Here is a 16,607-nt window from a genome sequence, read left to right on the forward strand (position 1 = left end):
CCGCCGCAAGGGCGGGCCGCAGGCCGTTAGAGCAGCCGGCGTTCCACTTCCTCGCGCTCGAAGATCTCGATGACATCGCCTGCGCGAATGTCTTCGTAGTTCTCGAAGGCCATACCGCATTCCTGGCCCGAGATGACTTCCTTCACCTCGTCCTTGAAGCGCTTCAGCGTCTTCAGCGTGCCTTCGTGGATCACCACGTTGTCGCGCAGCAGGCGCACGCCGGCGGACCGGCGGGCAACGCCCTCGGTGACAAGACACCCGGCAACCATGCCGACGTTCGACACCTTGAAGACTTCCTTGATCGTCGCGTAACCGATGAAGGTTTCGCGGATCTCGTTCTTCAGCAGGCCAGAGGCAGCGGCCTTCACGTCGTCGACCAGATCGTAGATCACCGAGTAGTAGCGGATCTCCACACCCTTCTGGTTGGCAGCGGCACGGGCCGGCGCATTGGCCCGCACGTTGAAGCCGATGACCGGCGCACCCGACGCTTCGGCCAGACCGATATCGCTCTCGGTGATGGCGCCGACTCCCGAATGCAGCACGCGCACGCGCACCTCTTCGTTGCCGATCTTCTCCATCGCCTGGATGATCGCCTCGGCAGAACCCTGCACGTCGGCCTTCACCAGGATCGGCAGCTCCGACACGTTCTTGTCGGCCTTGGCCTTGGCCATCAGCTGTTCCATCGTGGTCGCGGCACCGGCAGCGGCGCGCTTGTCGCGCGTCACCTGATCGCGGTAATCCGCAATCTCGCGGGCCTGCGCCTCGGTCTCGACGACGTTCAGCACGTCGCCGGCCTCGGGTGTGCCGTTCAGACCCAGCACCTCGACCGGAACCGACGGCCCGGCCTCATCGACGCGCTCGCCCTTGTCGTTGATCAGGGCGCGAACCTTGCCCCACTGCGCGCCAACGACGAAGATGTCGCCCTTGTGCAGCGTGCCATGCTCGATCAGCACGGTGGCGACGGGGCCACGGCCCACATCCAGCTTGGCCTCGATCACCGCGCCGGCAGCGGCGCGTTTCGGGTTGGCCCGCAGGTCAAGGATCTCGGCCTGCAGCGCGATGCTTTCCAGCAGCAGGTCGAGCCCTTTGCCGGTGGTCGCCGAAACCTCGACGTCGAGCACATCGCCGCCCATCTGTTCGACGACAACTTCATGCTGCAGCAGCCCGGTGCGAACCTTTTGCGGGTTGGCCGACGGCTTGTCGCATTTGTTGATCGCCACGATCATCGGCACGTTGGCGGCCCGCGCATGGGCAATCGCCTCGACCGTCTGCGGCATCACCGCATCGTCGGCGGCAACCACCAGCACCACGATATCCGTCACCTGCGCACCGCGGGCACGCATCGACGTGAACGCAGCGTGGCCCGGCGTGTCGAGGAAGGTCAGCACAGCCCCCGAATCGGTGGTCACCTGATAGGCGCCGATATGCTGGGTGATGCCGCCAGCTTCGCCCGACACGACACTGGTCTTGCGGATCGCATCCAGCAGCGAGGTCTTGCCGTGGTCAACGTGGCCCATGATCGTCACGATCGGCGGGCGCGGGATCAGGTCTTCATCGGCGTCCAGCACCTTGTGGATCACTTGTTCCACGTCCGAGTCGGACACGCGCACTGCCTTGTGACCGAATTCCTCGATCACCAGTTCCGCGGTATCCGCGTCGATCGCCTCGTTCATGCTGACCATCAGGCCCATCTTCATCAGCGACTTGACCACATCGGCGGCACGTTCGGCCATCCGGTTGGCAAGTTCCTGAACAACGATGGTCTCGGGCAGCTGGACGTCGCGCACCATCTTCTCGGCGCGCTGGCCCATGCCCATCGCCTTCTGGCGGGCCTTGTCCTGCTTGCGCTTCATCGCGGCGAGCGAGCGGGTGCGCCCGCCTTCGCCATTCAGCGCCTCGTTCAGCGACAGGCGGCCGGTGCGGCGGCTGTCTTCGGTGCCCTTGCTCTTGCCACGCGCGTCGCGGTCGGCCGCGGCATCACGCTCGCGGTCGGTCTTGCGCGGGGCAGCGGCGGTGACGCCCTTGGTTGCAGCGCGCGAGGCAGCAGCTTCGGCAGCGGCCGGATCGGCCGGCTTGTCGGATGCTGCGGGCTTGCGCACGTCTTCTTTCTTCTGGGCGCGGATCTCGGCTTCGCGGACCTTGCGGGCGTCTTCCTCGGCCTTCAGCCGCAGGGCTTCCTGATGCTCGCGCTCTTCGCGCTCCTTCGCCTCGATCTCGGCGCGGCGCCGGTCGCGCTCTTCCTCGCGGGCCTTCTCGTCAGCCAGACGCTGCGCAGACTCTTCAACCTCACGTGCCTTCGCGGCACGCAGGGCAGAAAGACGGCGCTCCATCTCGGCGTCGGTAATCCCGGCGGGGCGCTTCGACGGATCGCCCAAGGCGCCGGTGCCAGTGCCCTTGCCGGGGGCCGTCCCGGGTTTTGGCACCACAACACGCTTGCGCTTCGTCTCGACCAGCACGCTTTTCGTCCGGCCGTGGGAGAAGCTCTGCTTCACCTGACCGGAACGCCCGCTGCCGAGCCCAAGGGGTTTTTTGCCGTCACTATCGCTCATGCCGAATTCGTATCCTTCCCGGCGGTCCTGCCGCCGTCGTGCTTGCCTTCGATGGCCTTGCTACGCAGACCCGAAAGCTTTGCCGCTTCCTCTACAACACGCCGTGCGAGTCCGCCAGCCGCAAGCGCGCCGTGTATCGCATGTTCGCGCCCGAATGCCAAACCCAATTCCTGGGCTGTCAGGCACCCGAAATACCGCCCACCGGGCGGCGTCCAAAGCTTGGTCTTGCCGCGCTCGGACCCGTCCGAGGCTTGCAGCAGAACCTTGGCCCTACCTTGGGCCAACCACTCTTTCACCTTCTCGAACCCAGTCACTGCGCCGCCAGCCTTGCGGGCCAGAGACACCAGATGCACCACGCGGTCCGCCAGCATCGCCTCGACCCGGTCCACCAGATCGGGCGGAACGATGACGGGCTGCTTGGCCGCGCGGGCAAACAGGCCCTTCTTCGCCGCCTTCTCCAGCGCGTCGCGGTCAGCGGTCACCCACATCCCGCGGCCCGGCAGCTTTTCCGAAAGGTCGGCCACGACGGTCCCGTCGGGCGCGACAACAAAGCGGATCAGCCCGGCTTTCGGCTGCGTCTCGCCGGTGGCAATGCACCGGCGCTCCGTTTCGTCTTCGTCCTTGTCACGGCCTCCGCGCGTCATGGCTGTCCTCCGGGGTCCGTTCTCAGACCTCGTCCTCCGCCGCAACGTCGGCTTCTGCCTCGCCGGCAAGCTCGGACGGGTCGACCCAGCCCAGCTGGATCCGCGCGGTCATCACCAGATGCTGCGCTTCCTCCAGGCTCATGTCGAACTTCTCGAGGATGCCTTCGTCCTTCACGCGCTCGCCGTTGACTGTGGTCCAGCCGCCGGCCAGCTCCCAGTCGGCGCAGGTGGCGAAGTCTTCCAGCGTCTTCACATCGTCTTTCGCCAGCGCTTCCACCATCTGGGGTGTCAGGCCCTCGAATTCAATGAGGCTGTCCTCGACACCCAGCTCGCGCGCCGCTTCCAGCGCCTTGCGGTTGAGTTCCTCGATATGGTCGCGGGCCCGGGCCTGAAGCTCGGCGGCGGTCGCATCATCGACGCCCTCGATCACCAGCAGCTCTTCAAGATCGACATAGGCGACCTCTTCAAGGTTGGTGAAGCCTTCCGACACCAGCAGCTGTGCGAAGGTCTCATCGAGATCCAGCGCAGCCATGAACATGCCCGTCCGCTCTGCAAACTCGGCCTGACGGCGTTCGCTTTCCTGCGCTTCGGTCAGGATGTCGATGTCCAGCCCGGTCAGCTGGCTGGCAAGGCGAACGTTCTGGCCGCGGCGGCCGATGGCCAGCGACAGCTGTTCGTCCGGCACCACGACCTCGATGCGGTTCGCCTCTTCATCGATCACCACTTTCGACACTTCGGCCGGCTGCAGCGCGTTCACAAGGAAGGTCGCCTGATCCTCGTTCCACGGGATGATGTCGATCTTCTCGCCCTGCAGCTCGTTCACCACGGCCTGCACACGGCTGCCGCGCATACCCACGCAGGCGCCGACCGGATCGATGGAGCTGTCATAGCTGATGACGGCGATCTTGGCACGGCTGCCCGGATCCCGGGCCACAGCCTTGATCTCGATGATGCCGTCATAGATTTCCGGCACTTCCATCTTGAACAGCTCGGCCATGAACTGCGGATCGGTGCGCGACAGGAAGACCTGCGGGCCCCGGGCCTCGCGGCGCACGTCCTTGATGTACGAGCGGATGCGGTCGTTCGGGCGATAGCTTTCACGGCCGATCTTCTCGTTCCGGCGCAGGATGGCTTCACCGCGGCCGATATCCACGATGATGTTGCCGTATTCCTCGCGCTTGACCACGCCGTTGATGATGGTTCCCTTGCGGCCTTCGAACTCTTCGAACTGACGGTCACGCTCGGCTTCGCGGACCTTCTGCAAGATCACCTGCTTGGCTGATTGCGCGGCGATGCGGCCCAGATCGACCGGGGGAACCTCTTCGATGATCTCGTCACCGATTACGGGTTCGGCCAGGAACTGCTTGGCCTGCGCCACGGTCATCTGCGCCTGATAGCTTTCGACGGCGTCATCCTCGACAACCGTGCGCACGCGGGTGAACTGCGCGCGCCCCGTCTTGCGGTCGATGGTCACGCGGATGTCCATCTCGGACCCGTATCGGGACTTCGCCGCACGGGCGAGCGATTCTTCCATCGCCTGAATGACAAGCTCGGGGTCGATCATCTTCTCGCGCGCGACCGCCTCGGCGGTCTGCAGAAGTTCCAGCTGGTTGGCGGAAGTGATAGCCATGGTCAGGCCTCCTCGGACCGGTCGGTGTCTGTATCGGTTTCGTCTGTATCGGTTTCGATGTCGTCGAACTGGCTCTCATCGATGATGCCGGCCGCCTTGCGCTGGCGCAGCATCTCGGCGATCAGCTCGTCGGTCAGGATCAGTTTCGCATCGGTCAGCCAGTCGAATTTCAGGCCGATGGTCTGGATGCCATTGGCGCCGTCCTCGATGTTGATCAGCACCTCATCGGCTTCGGTGCCGACAAGGATGCCCTTGAAGCGCTTGCGCCCGTCGATCTGGGCTTCGGTCTCGATGCGGGCCTCATAGCCTTCCCACATGTCGAAATCCTTGAGCCGGGTCAGCGGCCGGTCGATCCCGGGGCTGGAAACCTCAAGGTAATAGTTGTCCTCGATCGGGTCTTCGACATCCAGAACCGCCGACACCGCGGTCGACACCTTGGCGCAATCGTCGACATCGATGCCGCCTTCGGGCCGGTCGGCCATGATCTGCAGCGTCTTGGTCTGGCCGCCCATCAGGCGGATGCGGACCAGCTCGAACCCCAGGCCCTCGATGGCCGGGCCGACGATTTCAGCCAGCTTCCGGTCGATGGCGGTCTTGGCGATCAGGTCGCTCATGTTCCGATCCTTAAAAACAAAAAACGGGCCGTGGCGGCCCGTTGCAAGCTCCGGTGGGCCGCCGGGTTTGGACCCCGGTAGCGCCGCTGTTGAAGGGCCATATACGGAAGCGGCAGCGAGTCTGCAAGCCTGTTCGCGCTATGGCCCCCTTGGTCGCCCCGGTTCAGCCCTGCCGCGGGTTGAAGCGCCAGACCCACAGGTTCAGCGCCGCCGCCACCACCAGCCACGCCAGATACGGCACGATCAGCAGCCCCGCCACGGTATCCAGCGCCCAGAAGGTGACCAGCATCCCCACCACCGCGACCAGCAGGCCGGCCATCACCAGCAGCGCCGTCAGCATCCGGTGCGCGCCGAAGAACACCGGCGTCCACAGGGTGTTGAACGCGATCTGCATCGCCCAGAAGGCCAGCGCCTGACTGTTTCCGGGCAGCACCGCCACCCGCGTCGCGGCGTAGCTGGAGAACAGGTAGAGCGTTGTCCACACCACCGGAAACGCCCAGTTCGGCGGCGTCCAGGTGGGTTTGTTCAGCCCGACATACCAGGCGCCTGGCTTGAACAGGAAGCCGGTAGAGGCAGCGGCGGCCGAGGCGGCAAGGAAGGTCAGGAACAGCGGGAGGGTCATCATAGGTAGGGTTCCATTCGGGTTGGCAGGGGCCAAAGCGCGGGCCTGCCTTCAGGCTCCGCCGCGCGGCACATTCATCACACGGACAAGCCAGGTCAGGCCAGCGAGATTCTGGCCCGGCACGCGGCAGGTGGAGACATCTTCCCCAGCGTGGTATATGGCTGGCAAGATGCGCATCGTGTAGCGGTTCGCCAACGTTCCGGATATGCGAGGAAACTTGTCCAAGATCGCGACAGACAATCCCGAATGGGGGTATGAAGAACTGCGGCGCGCGATAGACGCGGCGGGCGTGGCCCTGTGGTCGTGGAACGTTGATACCGATGATCTTGCGATGGACCCGCAGGGCTATGTGCTCTGGGACGTTGCTCCGGGGCAGCCCCTGACCTTCGAGCGCCTGTCCGAGAAGATCCACCCCGCCGACCGCGACCGGGTGCGCGACGCCTTCTCTGCGACCAGGGCGCTTGTCGGGGCCTACGAGATCGATTTTCGCACCATCATCGGGCAGGAGGTCCGCTGGATTTCTGCGCGGGGGCAAGGGGATGATGCCGGTATCCAGAAACGCAAGTTGACGGGCGTATTCCTCGACATCACCGGCCGCAAGCAGGCCGAAGAAGGCCATGAGCTTCTGGCCGGGGAAATGAGCCACCGCGTCAAGAACCTGCTGGCGATTGCGACCGGACTGACGCGGATCACCTCCCGCTCCTCGACCTCGATCGAGGATATGACCAAGCAGCTGATGAACCGGCTGACGGCGCTTGGCCGCGCGCATGATCTGGTGCGTCCGCTGCCGGGCGAACAGGGCAAGACCGCCCTGCTTGGCGACATCTTTGCCGTGCTGCTGTCCCCCTATGATGACGAAGGCGCGTTTGCTGGGCGGATCAGGGTGGCCGTCCCGCGCATGGGGGTGGGCAATGGTACGGCGACCGGGCTGGCCCTCGTCGTGCATGAACTGGCAACCAACTCGGTCAAATACGGCGCGCTCTCGGTCGAGGGTGGCACCCTCGACGTGTCGGGCTCGATGGTGGGAGAGGATGTCCAGATCTGCTGGACAGAACAAGGCGGCCCCGAAGCCTCGTCTCCGGCAGAGATGAGCGGCTATGGCAGCAGCCTTGTGCGGCAAACGATGGAAGGTCAGCTTGGCGGATCGGTCAGCTATGAATGGTCGAAAACCGGCGCGCTTGTCACTCTGGTCATCAGCGGGCAGCAAATTTCCAGCTGAGGCCGGGCCCCTCGCACGCAAAGGAGCGGCCGCCCACCCCGATGGGCAAGCGGCCTCACCGCATCACGCGGCGTGGTTCAGACGGCTTTCGGCCAGCTTCGACAGCTTCACATCGGTGGCCTTTTCTTCGGCCAGGGTCTGCGCGAAGAGGTCGGCGCATTCGGTGCGGCCGAGTTCCTTCGACCAGGCGATCAGCGTGCCATAGCGGGTGATCTCGTAATGCTCGACCGCCTGCGCGGCGGCAGCAAGGGCCGCATCCAGAACGCCCTCATCGTCGATGTCACCAGCGATCTCGTTGGCTTCCTTGATGATGCCGTCGATGGCCGGGCAGGTCACGGCCTTGGGCTTTTCACCCAGCAGCGCGAAGACCTGTTCCAGCCGGCTGATATGGCCGCGGGTCTCTTCAAGGTGCATCTCGAAGCCGCTTTTCAGCGCCGGGGCGCTGGCCTTTTCAATCATTTTCGGCAGGACTTTTTCGATCTGCTTTTCGGCATAGTAGATGTCCTGCAGCGTATGCAGGTAGAGGTCGTCCATCGTGTGGATATCTGCGCCAAAGAGGGCCATGGGGGAATCCTTCCATCGATTTCGCGGCGCGCCCGGGGGGCGACCGCCTTGCCCCCTCAAAACGGTTGCCGGCGCGGAATGTTCCCAAATGCGGGCGCACAGCCATATAGGATATGTATGGGTTCTGTATGCTTTCCGTATGTGCGGCTCAGGGCACCAAGCCGCGCATCTACGCCAGAGCGGGACGCCGCGCGCCTGCGCCAAAGCGGGGCATCCCCCAAAAAAATGGAGGGCCCCGGCACCCCTACCGAGACCCTCCCCACCCCACGTGCTCCCTACTCACCACACGTGACTGCAAAAGGTCTCGGCCTACTGGCCTATGGATGGACCTTAGGTCGGCCGGCGATTCCGCGCAAGCCGCGACTGTGGATAAATCTATGTGAAATCAGTGCAGTAGAGTGAACGCGGCGTTAAGCACGGCACCCAAAAGGGGCACCGTGCAAGGGCGATCACGCGTAGACGGCTTCCTTGCCGAACTGCTTGACCAGCAGATAGTAGATCGCGGCGCGATACTTGTTGCGGTCGGATTTGCCATAGGTCTCGACCGCAGCATCAATCGCCACCATCAGCTCGGGCCCCTCGGCAAGCCCCAGTTTTTTCATCAGAAAATTGTTCTTCACCCGCTCCATCTCCGCCGGATCCGACGCGGCAATGGTCTCGGCGTCGGCGTTGTAGATCGCCGGGCCGCAGCCGATGGTGACCTTGGTCAGCAGCGCCATATCGACCTCGATGCCGCATTTGCTTTGCAGCGCTTCGGCATATTTGGCGACGAGGTCTTCACGTTTACCCATGTTCTTCCACCCTTATTCGGCCGAATTGCACCGGCCTTGAACCAGTCTCACGCCCCTCAGGGCTGGGGCAAGCATAGGGGTCACGGGCGCGTGATGGCAAAAGAAAACCGCCCGTGACGCAGGGCCCGGGCGGTTTGTCGCGTCCTTGCGGCGCTTAGTAGCGGTAATGTTCCGACTTGAACGGGCCGTCAATGTTGACGCCGATATAGTCGGCCTGATCCTTGCGCAGCTCGGTCAGTTTCACGCCGATCTTCTTGAGGTGCAGACGGGCGACCTTTTCGTCCAGATGCTTGGGCAGGATATAGACACCCGGCGCATATTCACCCTCCTTGGTCCACAGCTCGATCTGCGCCAGAACCTGGTTGGTAAAGCTGGCCGACATCACGAAGGACGGGTGGCCGGTGGCATTGCCAAGGTTCAGCAGCCGGCCTTCCGACAGCAGGATGATCCGTGCGCCCGAGGGCATCTCGATCATGTCCACCTGGTCCTTGATGTTGGTCCATTTGTGGTTCTTCAGCGCCGCGACCTGAATTTCGTTGTCGAAGTGGCCGATATTGCCGACGATCGCCATGTCCTTCATCTCGCGCACATGCTCGATGCGTATCACGTCCTTGTTGCCGGTGGTGGTGATGAAGATGTCGGCGGAAGAAACAACGTCCTCCAGCAGCACCACTTCAAACCCGTCCATCGCCGCCTGCAGCGCGCAGATCGGGTCGACCTCCGTCACCTTCACCCGGGCGCCGGCGCCTTGCAAGCTGGCGGCAGAGCCTTTGCCCACGTCGCCATAACCGCAGACCACGGCGACCTTGCCGGCCATCATCGTGTCAGTGGCGCGGCGGATGCCGTCGACCAGCGATTCCTTGCAGCCATACTTGTTGTCGAACTTCGACTTGGTGACCGAGTCGTTCACGTTGATCGCTGGGAAGGGCAGCTGGCCCTTCTTGTGCAGATCATAGAGGCGATGAACGCCGGTGGTGGTTTCTTCGGACACGCCCTTGATCGCAGCGCGCTGTGCGGTGAACCAGCCCGGCGAGGCCGCCAGCCGCTTGCGGATCTGGGCGAACAGGCACACTTCCTCATCCGAGGTCGGCACGTCGATCAGCCCTGCCTCGCCAGCCTCGACCCGCGCCCCCAGCAGGATGTAGAGCGTGGCATCGCCGCCATCGTCGAGGATCATGTTGCAGGTGCCCTCGGCGAACTGGAAGATCCGGTCGGTATAGGCCCAGTAATCCTCCAGCGTCTCGCCCTTGGTCGCGAAAACCGGGATCCCCACTTCTGCAATGGCGGCCGCGGCATGATCCTGGGTCGAGAAGATGTTGCAGCTGGCCCAACGCACATCGGCGCCAAGCGCCTTCAGCGTCTCGATCAGCACGGCGGTCTGGATGGTCATGTGCAGGCTGCCGGCGATGCGCGCGCCCTTCAGCGGTTGCGCGGCGCCAAATTCCTCGCGCAGGGCCATCAGGCCCGGCATCTCAGTCTCCGCGATATCGAGTTCCTTGCGGCCATAGGCGGCGAGGGAAATGTCCTTGACGATGTAATCCATTGGCAGCCGGTGCCTCCTGTCCCGAAATTCAGGTCAGGACGTAGCATTGCCGGGACCTTGCTTCAATGCACAGCACGGGCCGATTTACCAAGGAATTGAGGCTTTAGCCCGCGGCAAGGGTCTCAAGCCCGGTTTCCCCGGCCCAATCGCGCCCGGTCTCGATCACGCAGGCGATGCCATCGGCGCGGGTGGCCAGCATCGTCCAGGTGCCGAGCCGGTCCGAGGCCCAAAGCTCGACAAAGATCCCGTCGCGTTCCTGCGGGGCGCTGACACGCGTTTCTTCGAAATCGTTCGTCAGCTTTTCGGTCACGGTCACGCGCACGTCGCAATAAGGCTCGTCATAGGCCTGATCGTCACCATAGGCGGTCACAAGATCAAGCAGGGCCAGATTGTCGAGGCTGGGCACTTCGGCGCTGCTGCGCATCGCATCAGACGGCGGAACAAGCCGGTAAGAGAGGGACTCGGCCGGCGCCGTCATCGCCAGCGTGGCAGCGGCGACGACAAGGCCCAAGGCCGTGAACACGGTGGCGGTGTGGGAGGTTTTCATCAGCGGCTCCTTTGCGGTCCGGGTGATGTTGCGGGGATCGGTCACCATTCATGCGGGACCAGATCGGATGAACGTCCTGCAACAAGCCGAAAGAGGCCAATAAGTTCCCTCCGCCGCGTTTACAGATCCGCGAGCGGCCCGTAATCAGGGCGCAGACATTCCTCAAGACGGTGGCTATGGCCCAGCCTTTGCAAAAACTCCCGCGCGCATGGCAGCGGATGTTGTCGGGCCGGCGGCTGGATCTGCTGGACCCGACGCCTATGGATATAGAAATCGAGGATATCGCCCACGGGCTGGCCTTTGTCGCCCGCTGGAACGGGCAGACGCGGGGAGATTTTGCCTATTCGGTGGCCGAGCATTCCTTGCTGGTGGAAGAAATCTTCGCACGGCTGGTGCCCGGGGCCGCGGTGAAATGGCGGCTGGCGGCACTGCTGCATGATGCCCCGGAATATGTGATCGGTGACATGATCAGCCCGGTGAAATCCGCCATCGGCCCGGCCTATGGCGAGCTGGACCAGCGATTGACGGCCGCCGTGCATCTGCGCTTTGGCCTGCCGGCGATGCTGCCCGTCGGCATCAAGAAAGACATCAAGCGGGCTGACCGGGTGTCTGCCTGGCTGGAAGCGGTGCAGATTGCCGGCTTCAGTTCCGCCGAGGCCGACAAGTTCTTTGGCCGTCCGAACCGGGCGATCCTGCAGGGGCTCGAAATCCGCCTGCGTCCCCCGGCCGAGGTGCGGGCGGATTATACCGCCCGACACCGTGATCTTATGGCGCTGATGCCCTGACGGCTGGCTCAGATCGCCAGATCGTTCAGGCTTTTGCCTTCTTTCAGCGCAGCCTCGACCCAACGCGGCCGCCGGCCCCGGCCCGTCCAGGTATCGGACGGGCTTGCCGGATTGGCATATTTCGGCGCAGCGGATTTGCGTTTCTTCTGCACCTGCACGCCGGTCAGCTCGGCCAGCGAGAAGCCGAGTTTGCGGGCGGTTTCTTCAAGCTCGCTCAGGGCTTCTTTTTTCTTGCGGTCCTCGAACGTGGCAATCGCACGCGAGACCTGTGTCTGCAGGTCGCGCAGTTCTTTCAGCGAAAGATCGTCCAGGTTGAAAGCGTTCATCATTTTACCTTTAATATCCCATCCCTCTTTCATCATTTAATTCGGAGAATTACAGAATGCAAAGAAAAAACCCCGAAGCAGCGCTTCAGGGTTTTCGGGTCGCGGGAGCGCGCGCCTCTGGCAGTCTTAGCGCGGGCTGCGCTTCGCCAGAATACGCTGCAGGGTGCGGCGGTGCATGTTCAGCCGCCGCGCCGTTTCGCTGACATTGCGGTCACACATCTCATAGACGCGCTGGATATGTTCCCACCGCACACGGTCTGCCGACATCGGGTTTTCGGGCGGCGGCGGCAGCGCCTCGCCCGTGGACAGCAGCGCCGCGGTAATGTCGTTGGCATCGGCCGGCTTAGACAGATAGTCGGTTGCGCCCATCTTCACCGCAGCCACGGCCGTGGCGATGGCGCCATAGCCGGTCAGCACCACGATCCGCGCATCGGGCCGCTTCTCGCGCAGCGCCTCGACCACATCGAGCCCGTTGCCATCTTCCAGCCGCAGGTCGATCACTGCATAGGCCGGGGCCGATTGCTGGACGATGGCCTTGCCCGCCGCCACGCTTTCTGCCGTTACCGGCGCGAAACCACGCTTTTCCATGGCACGTGCAAGCCGGGTGACGAAAGGTGCATCGTCATCGACCAGCAACAGGGACCTGTCAGGCCCCAGCTCGGCATGTTCGTCCTCGGCCATTTTTCGAGTATCCCCCAGTGCGTCGGTTGAACCGTTCTAGGACCTTAGACGGCCGGGGTCAATTTCTGCCTAGCTGGCGGCCTCGATGAAGCAGGCGGCCCGCTCGGCCATCTGCTGCGGCTCCACATCGCGGTTGAAGTATTCGACGAAACCGTGGCCCGGCAATACCAGATAGGTCTGGGTCGAATGATCGACAAGGTAATAATCATCCTCGGCCGGTTGGGCCTTGTAATACGTGCGATAGGCCTGACTTGCCGCCCGCACCTGCTCTTCGCTGCCGGTCAGGCCGATCATGCGCGGATGCATGATCGACGCGAATTCGCCCATCACCTCGGGCGTGTCGCGGTTCGGGTCGATGGAAATGAACACCGGCGTCACCTGATAGCCCATTTCTTCCAGCGCATCGACCGCTTCGGCATTGCGGGCATTGTCGAGCGGGCAGACGTCGGGGCAGAAGGTATAGCCGAAATACAGCAAGCTGGGCTGGGTGATGACATCGGCATCGGTCACCGTGGCGCCGGTCTTGTCTACCAGAGTGAACGGCCCGCCGATGGCGCCCGCCCCGCCCGCGACCACGCCCTGACGGCAGTCAGCGAACTGGTCGCTGCCGCCCCGGGTCAGCGCGAAGCTGACCACAAGCCCGATCGCCACCACCGAAACCGCCGCGACCGCCAATCTCTGCGTTGAAACTGCCATACGAATATCCCCCAGCCAGATGGCGCATTGATCCCTCATCCGGGCATCACTATCAATCCCGCAAGCACCAGTTGCGACATCGAGACCGCTCATGCCCGACACGACCGATGCCATTCCACGCGAAACGCACAGCGATTGGATGCGTCTGCAAACGCTGATCCTGCTGCGTTGGGGTGTGATCACCGGCCAACTGGTGGCGATCACCGTCGCCTGGCGCTTCTACGGCATTCAGTTCAACCTCGGCGCCTGCTTTCTTGTGGTGGGCGCCGCGATCATCGCCAACCTCGTGTCGATCTTCGTCTACCCCGCCAACAAGCGGCTGACGCAGGTTGAAGCCGTGATGACGCTGCTGTTCGACACCGCACAACTGGCGCTGCTGCTGGCGCTGACCGGCGGGCTGCACAATCCCTTCGCCCTGCTGATCCTTGCTCCGGCCACCATCGGCGCCACCGCGCTGCAGACCCGGGCGACGGTGTTTCTGGCGGCGGCGACTATCGCCATGGTCACGCTGTTCGGATATGCCAACCTGCCGCTGCGGATGCCCGATGGCAGCCAGATCCGGGTGCCGCCGCTGGTCGAGTTCGGGCATTGGCTGGCCATCGTGATCGGCGTCGTGTTCTTCGGCATCTATGCGCGGCGGGTGTCGTCCGAGATCCACACGATGGGCGATGCGCTGCTGGCGACGCAGATGGCGCTGGCGCGGGAACAGAAGCTCACCGACCTTGGCGGCGTGGTCGCGGCTGCGGCGCATGAGCTTGGCACGCCGCTGGCCACCATCAAGCTGGTCAGCGCCGAGCTGATCGATGAGTTGGCCGACCGGCCAGACCTGCGCGAGGATGCCGAGCTGATCCGCAGCCAGGCCGACCGCTGCCGCGACATCCTGCGCTCGATGGGGCGCAGCGGCAAAAGCGACCGGCTGATGCACAGCGCTCCGATCCTGCAGGTGCTGCGCGACGCGGCAGAGCCCCATGCCGCCCGCGGCAAGGCGCTGCATTTCGATGCGGCCCCCGGCCCGGGCGGGGATGACCGCCAGCCGGTGATCCTGCGCCAGTCCGAGGTGATGCACGGGCTGCGCAACCTGATCCAGAACGCGGTGGATTTCGCCCGCGCCAATGTCTGGATCGATGTGGAATGGACGCCGAAACAGATCGTCATCCGCATCGTCGATGACGGGCCGGGCTATCCGCCGCAACTGTTCGGCCGGCTGGGTGACCCCTTCACCCGCCGCCGCCGGATTGAGGAAGACCGCGCGCAGCGCCCGGAATACGAAGGAATGGGTCTTGGGCTGTTCATCGCCAAGACATTGCTGGAGCGGACCGGCGCCGAGATGACCTTTGCCAATGCCGCCGACCCGTTCCTGAGGGCGGATGAACGCCCGCAACGCAGTGGAGCGATTGTCGAGGTGATCTGGCCGCGCGACCGGATCGCTGCGCCGGAAAGCGGCCCCCTTGGAGAGAATCTCCGCATCGAGGATTGACCAAAGCGCTCCGGCGCGGAAATTCCTCTCTGGGTTGCAGGAATTTCCGTTCCTCCCGCGAGGGTTAACCTACCATTAACTATTCGCTCCAAGACTGACCCGGTGTCCTCCGCAGCCCGCAACCGAAAGGGTCGGTCAGCAGATGCCTCCAAACTGGGCCTTCGCCCTCATCCTCGTCGCCACGTCGGTCGGGTCCGCCTTCATCGCCCTGGCGCTGCTCTCGGCGCTCACCCCGCGCCGCGGCCCGCCCCGCAAACTGGCCGAGGTGGAACCGGCGATGGAGGAAGCGGTGTTCCTCTTCGATGATCAGGCGCTGATCGACGCCTCGGCCCCGGCCCGCGCGCTGATGGAGGCGACCCCGCTGCGCGGCAGTGACTGGGCCCGGCTCTGCGCCTTCCTCGGCCCGCAGTTTGAGCGGTTCGAGTCTGAAATGGCTCGGCTGGCCGAGCGTGGCACCATAGAGCTGAAGGGCGCGGGCCCGGCCCCGCTGCGGCTGAAGGCAGAGCTTATTTCGGGCCTCGCGCGGATCACGCTCCTCGACCCCGAGGCCGAGGGGCAGGGGCGGATGGTCGATGCCCTCAGCCTGCGCGCGATGGAGGATGAGCTGGAGGGGCTGCGCGAGGCCGCCGACGCGATGCCGGTGCTGGCCTGGCGCCAGGACGCGCGGGGCGAGGTGGTCTGGGCGAACCGCGCCTATCTGCTGCAATCGGGCGCGCTGACCAGCGATGCCGAGGATCCCTGCCTCTGGCCGCTGCCGCGCCTGTTCGACCTGGGCCCCGAGCCGACCCTGGCACAACCCGGAGGCCCCTTGCCACCTGCCCGGCGGATGCGGCTGGATGTGCCGGGCCAGGACAAGCCGCTGTGGTTCGACTGCCATAGCCTTGACACCGCCAGCAGCGCGATCAACTTCGCCCTGCCCGCCGATGCGACAGTGCGGGCGGAAACCGCGCTGCGCGAATTCGTGCAGACGCTGACCAAGACCTTCGCGCATCTGCCGATCGGGCTGGCGATCTTTGATCGGCAGCGGCAACTGGCGCTGTTCAACCCGGCGCTGATCGACCTGACGACCCTTGGCCCAGATTTCCTGTCAGGCCGTCCGACGCTGTTCTCCTTCCTCGACCGCCTGCGCGAGGCGCGGATGATCCCCGAGCCCAAGGATTACCGCAGCTGGCGCCAGCAGATGACAGAGCTGGAAAAGGCCGCCTCGACCGGCCACTATCAGGAGACGTGGACCCTGCCGTCGGGCCTGACCTATCAGGTCACCGGCCGCCCGCATCCCGATGGCGCAGTCGCGCTGTTGATCGAGGATATCTCGGCCGAGGTGTCGCTGACCCGCCGCTTCCGTTCGGATCTGGAACTGGGACAGGCGGTGGTCGACAGCCTGCCCGAGGCGATTGCCGTCTTCTCCCCCGCCGGGGTGCTGGTGATGTCGAACACCGCCTATGCGCGGATGTGGGGCACCGATCCCTCGACCACCCTCGGCGAGGTCGGCGCGACCGAATCGATGCGGCTGTGGCAGGCCGGCAGCCTGCCGAACCCGATCTGGGCCGATGCGCGCGATTTCATCTCCAGCATCGGCCCCCGCGCCGACTGGACCGGCGAGGCTGTGCTGCAGACCGGCCAGCGCATCACCTGCCGGTTTCAGGCCATCGCCGGCGGCGCCACGCTTGCGGGCTTCCTGCCGCAGGGGTCCGATACGGTGCTGCCACTTGACACACGCCGCCTGCGCCGTCGCCGCGACCCGCTGGAACCCGAGGCAGGGCCGGACGACTGCCCGGACGGGTTCAACGGCCTCTCGGGCGCCGAGGGCGCACAGGCCTGACCGGAAAAGGCCAGGCCACATCGCCCGGCGGGCCTTGGCGCCCCGGCACCTACTCGGCGCCTCGGCGCTTGCGGCTGCGGCCGGGGCGGATAAAAGT

The 16,607-nt window shown here is 64.5% G+C and carries 16 protein-coding genes; 4 read left to right on the forward strand and 12 right to left on the reverse strand.

Going from position 1 to position 16,607, the window contains the following annotated elements; translation table 11 throughout:
• Positions 1 to 26: 26 nt before the first annotated feature.
• The 5 genes from infB to Q8S30_RS02215 form a co-directional block, all read right to left on the reverse strand.
• Positions 27 to 2,549, reverse strand: a complete 2,523-nt coding sequence (gene infB, locus Q8S30_RS02195) for a translation initiation factor IF-2 (RefSeq protein ID WP_305664398.1) — start codon at positions 2,547 to 2,549, stop codon at positions 27 to 29.
• Entirely contained in the window at positions 2,546 to 3,193 is a 648-nt protein-coding gene (locus tag Q8S30_RS02200) for an RNA-binding protein (protein WP_305664399.1), read from the reverse strand. The genes infB and Q8S30_RS02200 overlap by 4 nt, the downstream gene beginning before the upstream one ends.
• A 22-nt stretch (positions 3,194 to 3,215) precedes the next feature.
• Complete coding sequence (gene nusA / locus Q8S30_RS02205) at positions 3,216 to 4,823, reverse strand: transcription termination factor NusA (RefSeq protein ID WP_305664400.1); 1,608 nt, start codon at positions 4,821 to 4,823, stop codon at positions 3,216 to 3,218.
• 2 nt (positions 4,824 to 4,825) lie between these two features.
• On the reverse strand, positions 4,826 to 5,437 hold the full coding sequence (gene rimP, locus Q8S30_RS02210; RefSeq protein ID WP_305664401.1) for a ribosome maturation factor RimP: 612 nt from the start codon (positions 5,435 to 5,437) through the stop codon (positions 4,826 to 4,828).
• Between the two features lie 163 nt (positions 5,438 to 5,600).
• On the reverse strand, positions 5,601 to 6,059 hold the full coding sequence (locus Q8S30_RS02215; RefSeq protein ID WP_305664402.1) for a TspO/MBR family protein: 459 nt from the start codon (positions 6,057 to 6,059) through the stop codon (positions 5,601 to 5,603).
• A 217-nt stretch (positions 6,060 to 6,276) separates the two neighbouring features.
• On the opposite strand from Q8S30_RS02215, the gene Q8S30_RS02220 reads away from it, so the two are divergent.
• On the forward strand, positions 6,277 to 7,278 hold the full coding sequence (locus Q8S30_RS02220) for a sensor histidine kinase (protein ID WP_305664403.1): 1,002 nt from the start codon (positions 6,277 to 6,279) through the stop codon (positions 7,276 to 7,278).
• Positions 7,279 to 7,341: 63 nt separating this feature from the next.
• Here Q8S30_RS02220 and Q8S30_RS02225 read toward each other — a convergent pair whose 3' ends face one another.
• The 4 genes from Q8S30_RS02225 to Q8S30_RS02240 all read right to left on the reverse strand — a co-directional run bounded on the left by Q8S30_RS02225 (position 7,342) and on the right by Q8S30_RS02240 (position 10,723).
• Positions 7,342 to 7,842: a ferritin-like domain-containing protein gene (locus Q8S30_RS02225; RefSeq protein ID WP_305664404.1), complete on the reverse strand. Its 501-nt coding sequence runs from the start codon at positions 7,840 to 7,842 to the stop codon at positions 7,342 to 7,344.
• Between the two features lie 449 nt (positions 7,843 to 8,291).
• On the reverse strand, positions 8,292 to 8,633 hold the full coding sequence (locus Q8S30_RS02230) for a DUF2853 family protein (RefSeq protein ID WP_305664405.1): 342 nt from the start codon (positions 8,631 to 8,633) through the stop codon (positions 8,292 to 8,294).
• Positions 8,634 to 8,787: 154 nt separating this feature from the next.
• Positions 8,788 to 10,176 (reverse strand): adenosylhomocysteinase, encoded by a 1,389-nt coding sequence (gene ahcY, locus Q8S30_RS02235; RefSeq protein ID WP_305664406.1) that lies wholly within the window; start codon positions 10,174 to 10,176, stop codon positions 8,788 to 8,790.
• A 103-nt stretch (positions 10,177 to 10,279) separates the two neighbouring features.
• Complete coding sequence (locus Q8S30_RS02240) at positions 10,280 to 10,723, reverse strand: hypothetical protein (RefSeq protein WP_305664407.1); 444 nt, start codon at positions 10,721 to 10,723, stop codon at positions 10,280 to 10,282.
• A 218-nt stretch (positions 10,724 to 10,941) separates the two neighbouring features.
• On the opposite strand from Q8S30_RS02240, the gene Q8S30_RS02245 reads away from it, so the two are divergent.
• Positions 10,942 to 11,508, forward strand: a complete 567-nt coding sequence (locus Q8S30_RS02245; protein ID WP_305664408.1) for an HD family hydrolase — start codon at positions 10,942 to 10,944, stop codon at positions 11,506 to 11,508.
• 8 nt (positions 11,509 to 11,516) lie between these two features.
• Here Q8S30_RS02245 and Q8S30_RS02250 read toward each other — a convergent pair whose 3' ends face one another.
• The 3 genes from Q8S30_RS02250 to Q8S30_RS02260 all read right to left on the reverse strand — a co-directional run bounded on the left by Q8S30_RS02250 (position 11,517) and on the right by Q8S30_RS02260 (position 13,211).
• Positions 11,517 to 11,870 (reverse strand): H-NS histone family protein, encoded by a 354-nt coding sequence (locus tag Q8S30_RS02250; protein WP_305664409.1) that lies wholly within the window; start codon positions 11,868 to 11,870, stop codon positions 11,517 to 11,519.
• A 90-nt stretch (positions 11,871 to 11,960) separates the two neighbouring features.
• The gene (locus Q8S30_RS02255) at positions 11,961 to 12,515 is read right to left on the reverse strand and encodes an ActR/PrrA/RegA family redox response regulator transcription factor (protein ID WP_161346182.1); all 555 of its coding nucleotides are present in this window, start codon (positions 12,513 to 12,515) and stop codon (positions 11,961 to 11,963) included.
• A 69-nt stretch (positions 12,516 to 12,584) separates the two neighbouring features.
• Positions 12,585 to 13,211 carry an SCO family protein gene (locus Q8S30_RS02260; RefSeq protein WP_305664410.1) on the reverse strand — a complete coding sequence of 209 codons (627 nt, stop codon included), beginning with the start codon at positions 13,209 to 13,211 and terminating at the stop codon, positions 12,585 to 12,587.
• Between the two features lie 91 nt (positions 13,212 to 13,302).
• Between Q8S30_RS02260 and regB the strand changes: the two genes are divergently transcribed.
• Both regB and Q8S30_RS02270 read left to right on the forward strand, forming a co-directional pair.
• Positions 13,303 to 14,688 carry a sensor histidine kinase RegB gene (gene regB, locus Q8S30_RS02265; RefSeq protein ID WP_305664411.1) on the forward strand — a complete coding sequence of 462 codons (1,386 nt, stop codon included), beginning with the start codon at positions 13,303 to 13,305 and terminating at the stop codon, positions 14,686 to 14,688.
• Between the two features lie 142 nt (positions 14,689 to 14,830).
• Positions 14,831 to 16,510, forward strand: a complete 1,680-nt coding sequence (locus Q8S30_RS02270; protein WP_305664412.1) for a PAS-domain containing protein — start codon at positions 14,831 to 14,833, stop codon at positions 16,508 to 16,510.
• Positions 16,511 to 16,607 lie beyond the last annotated feature (97 nt).

The sequence above is a fragment of the Frigidibacter sp. genome (assembly GCF_030695035.1).
Classification (GTDB): domain Bacteria; phylum Pseudomonadota; class Alphaproteobacteria; order Rhodobacterales; family Rhodobacteraceae; genus Frigidibacter.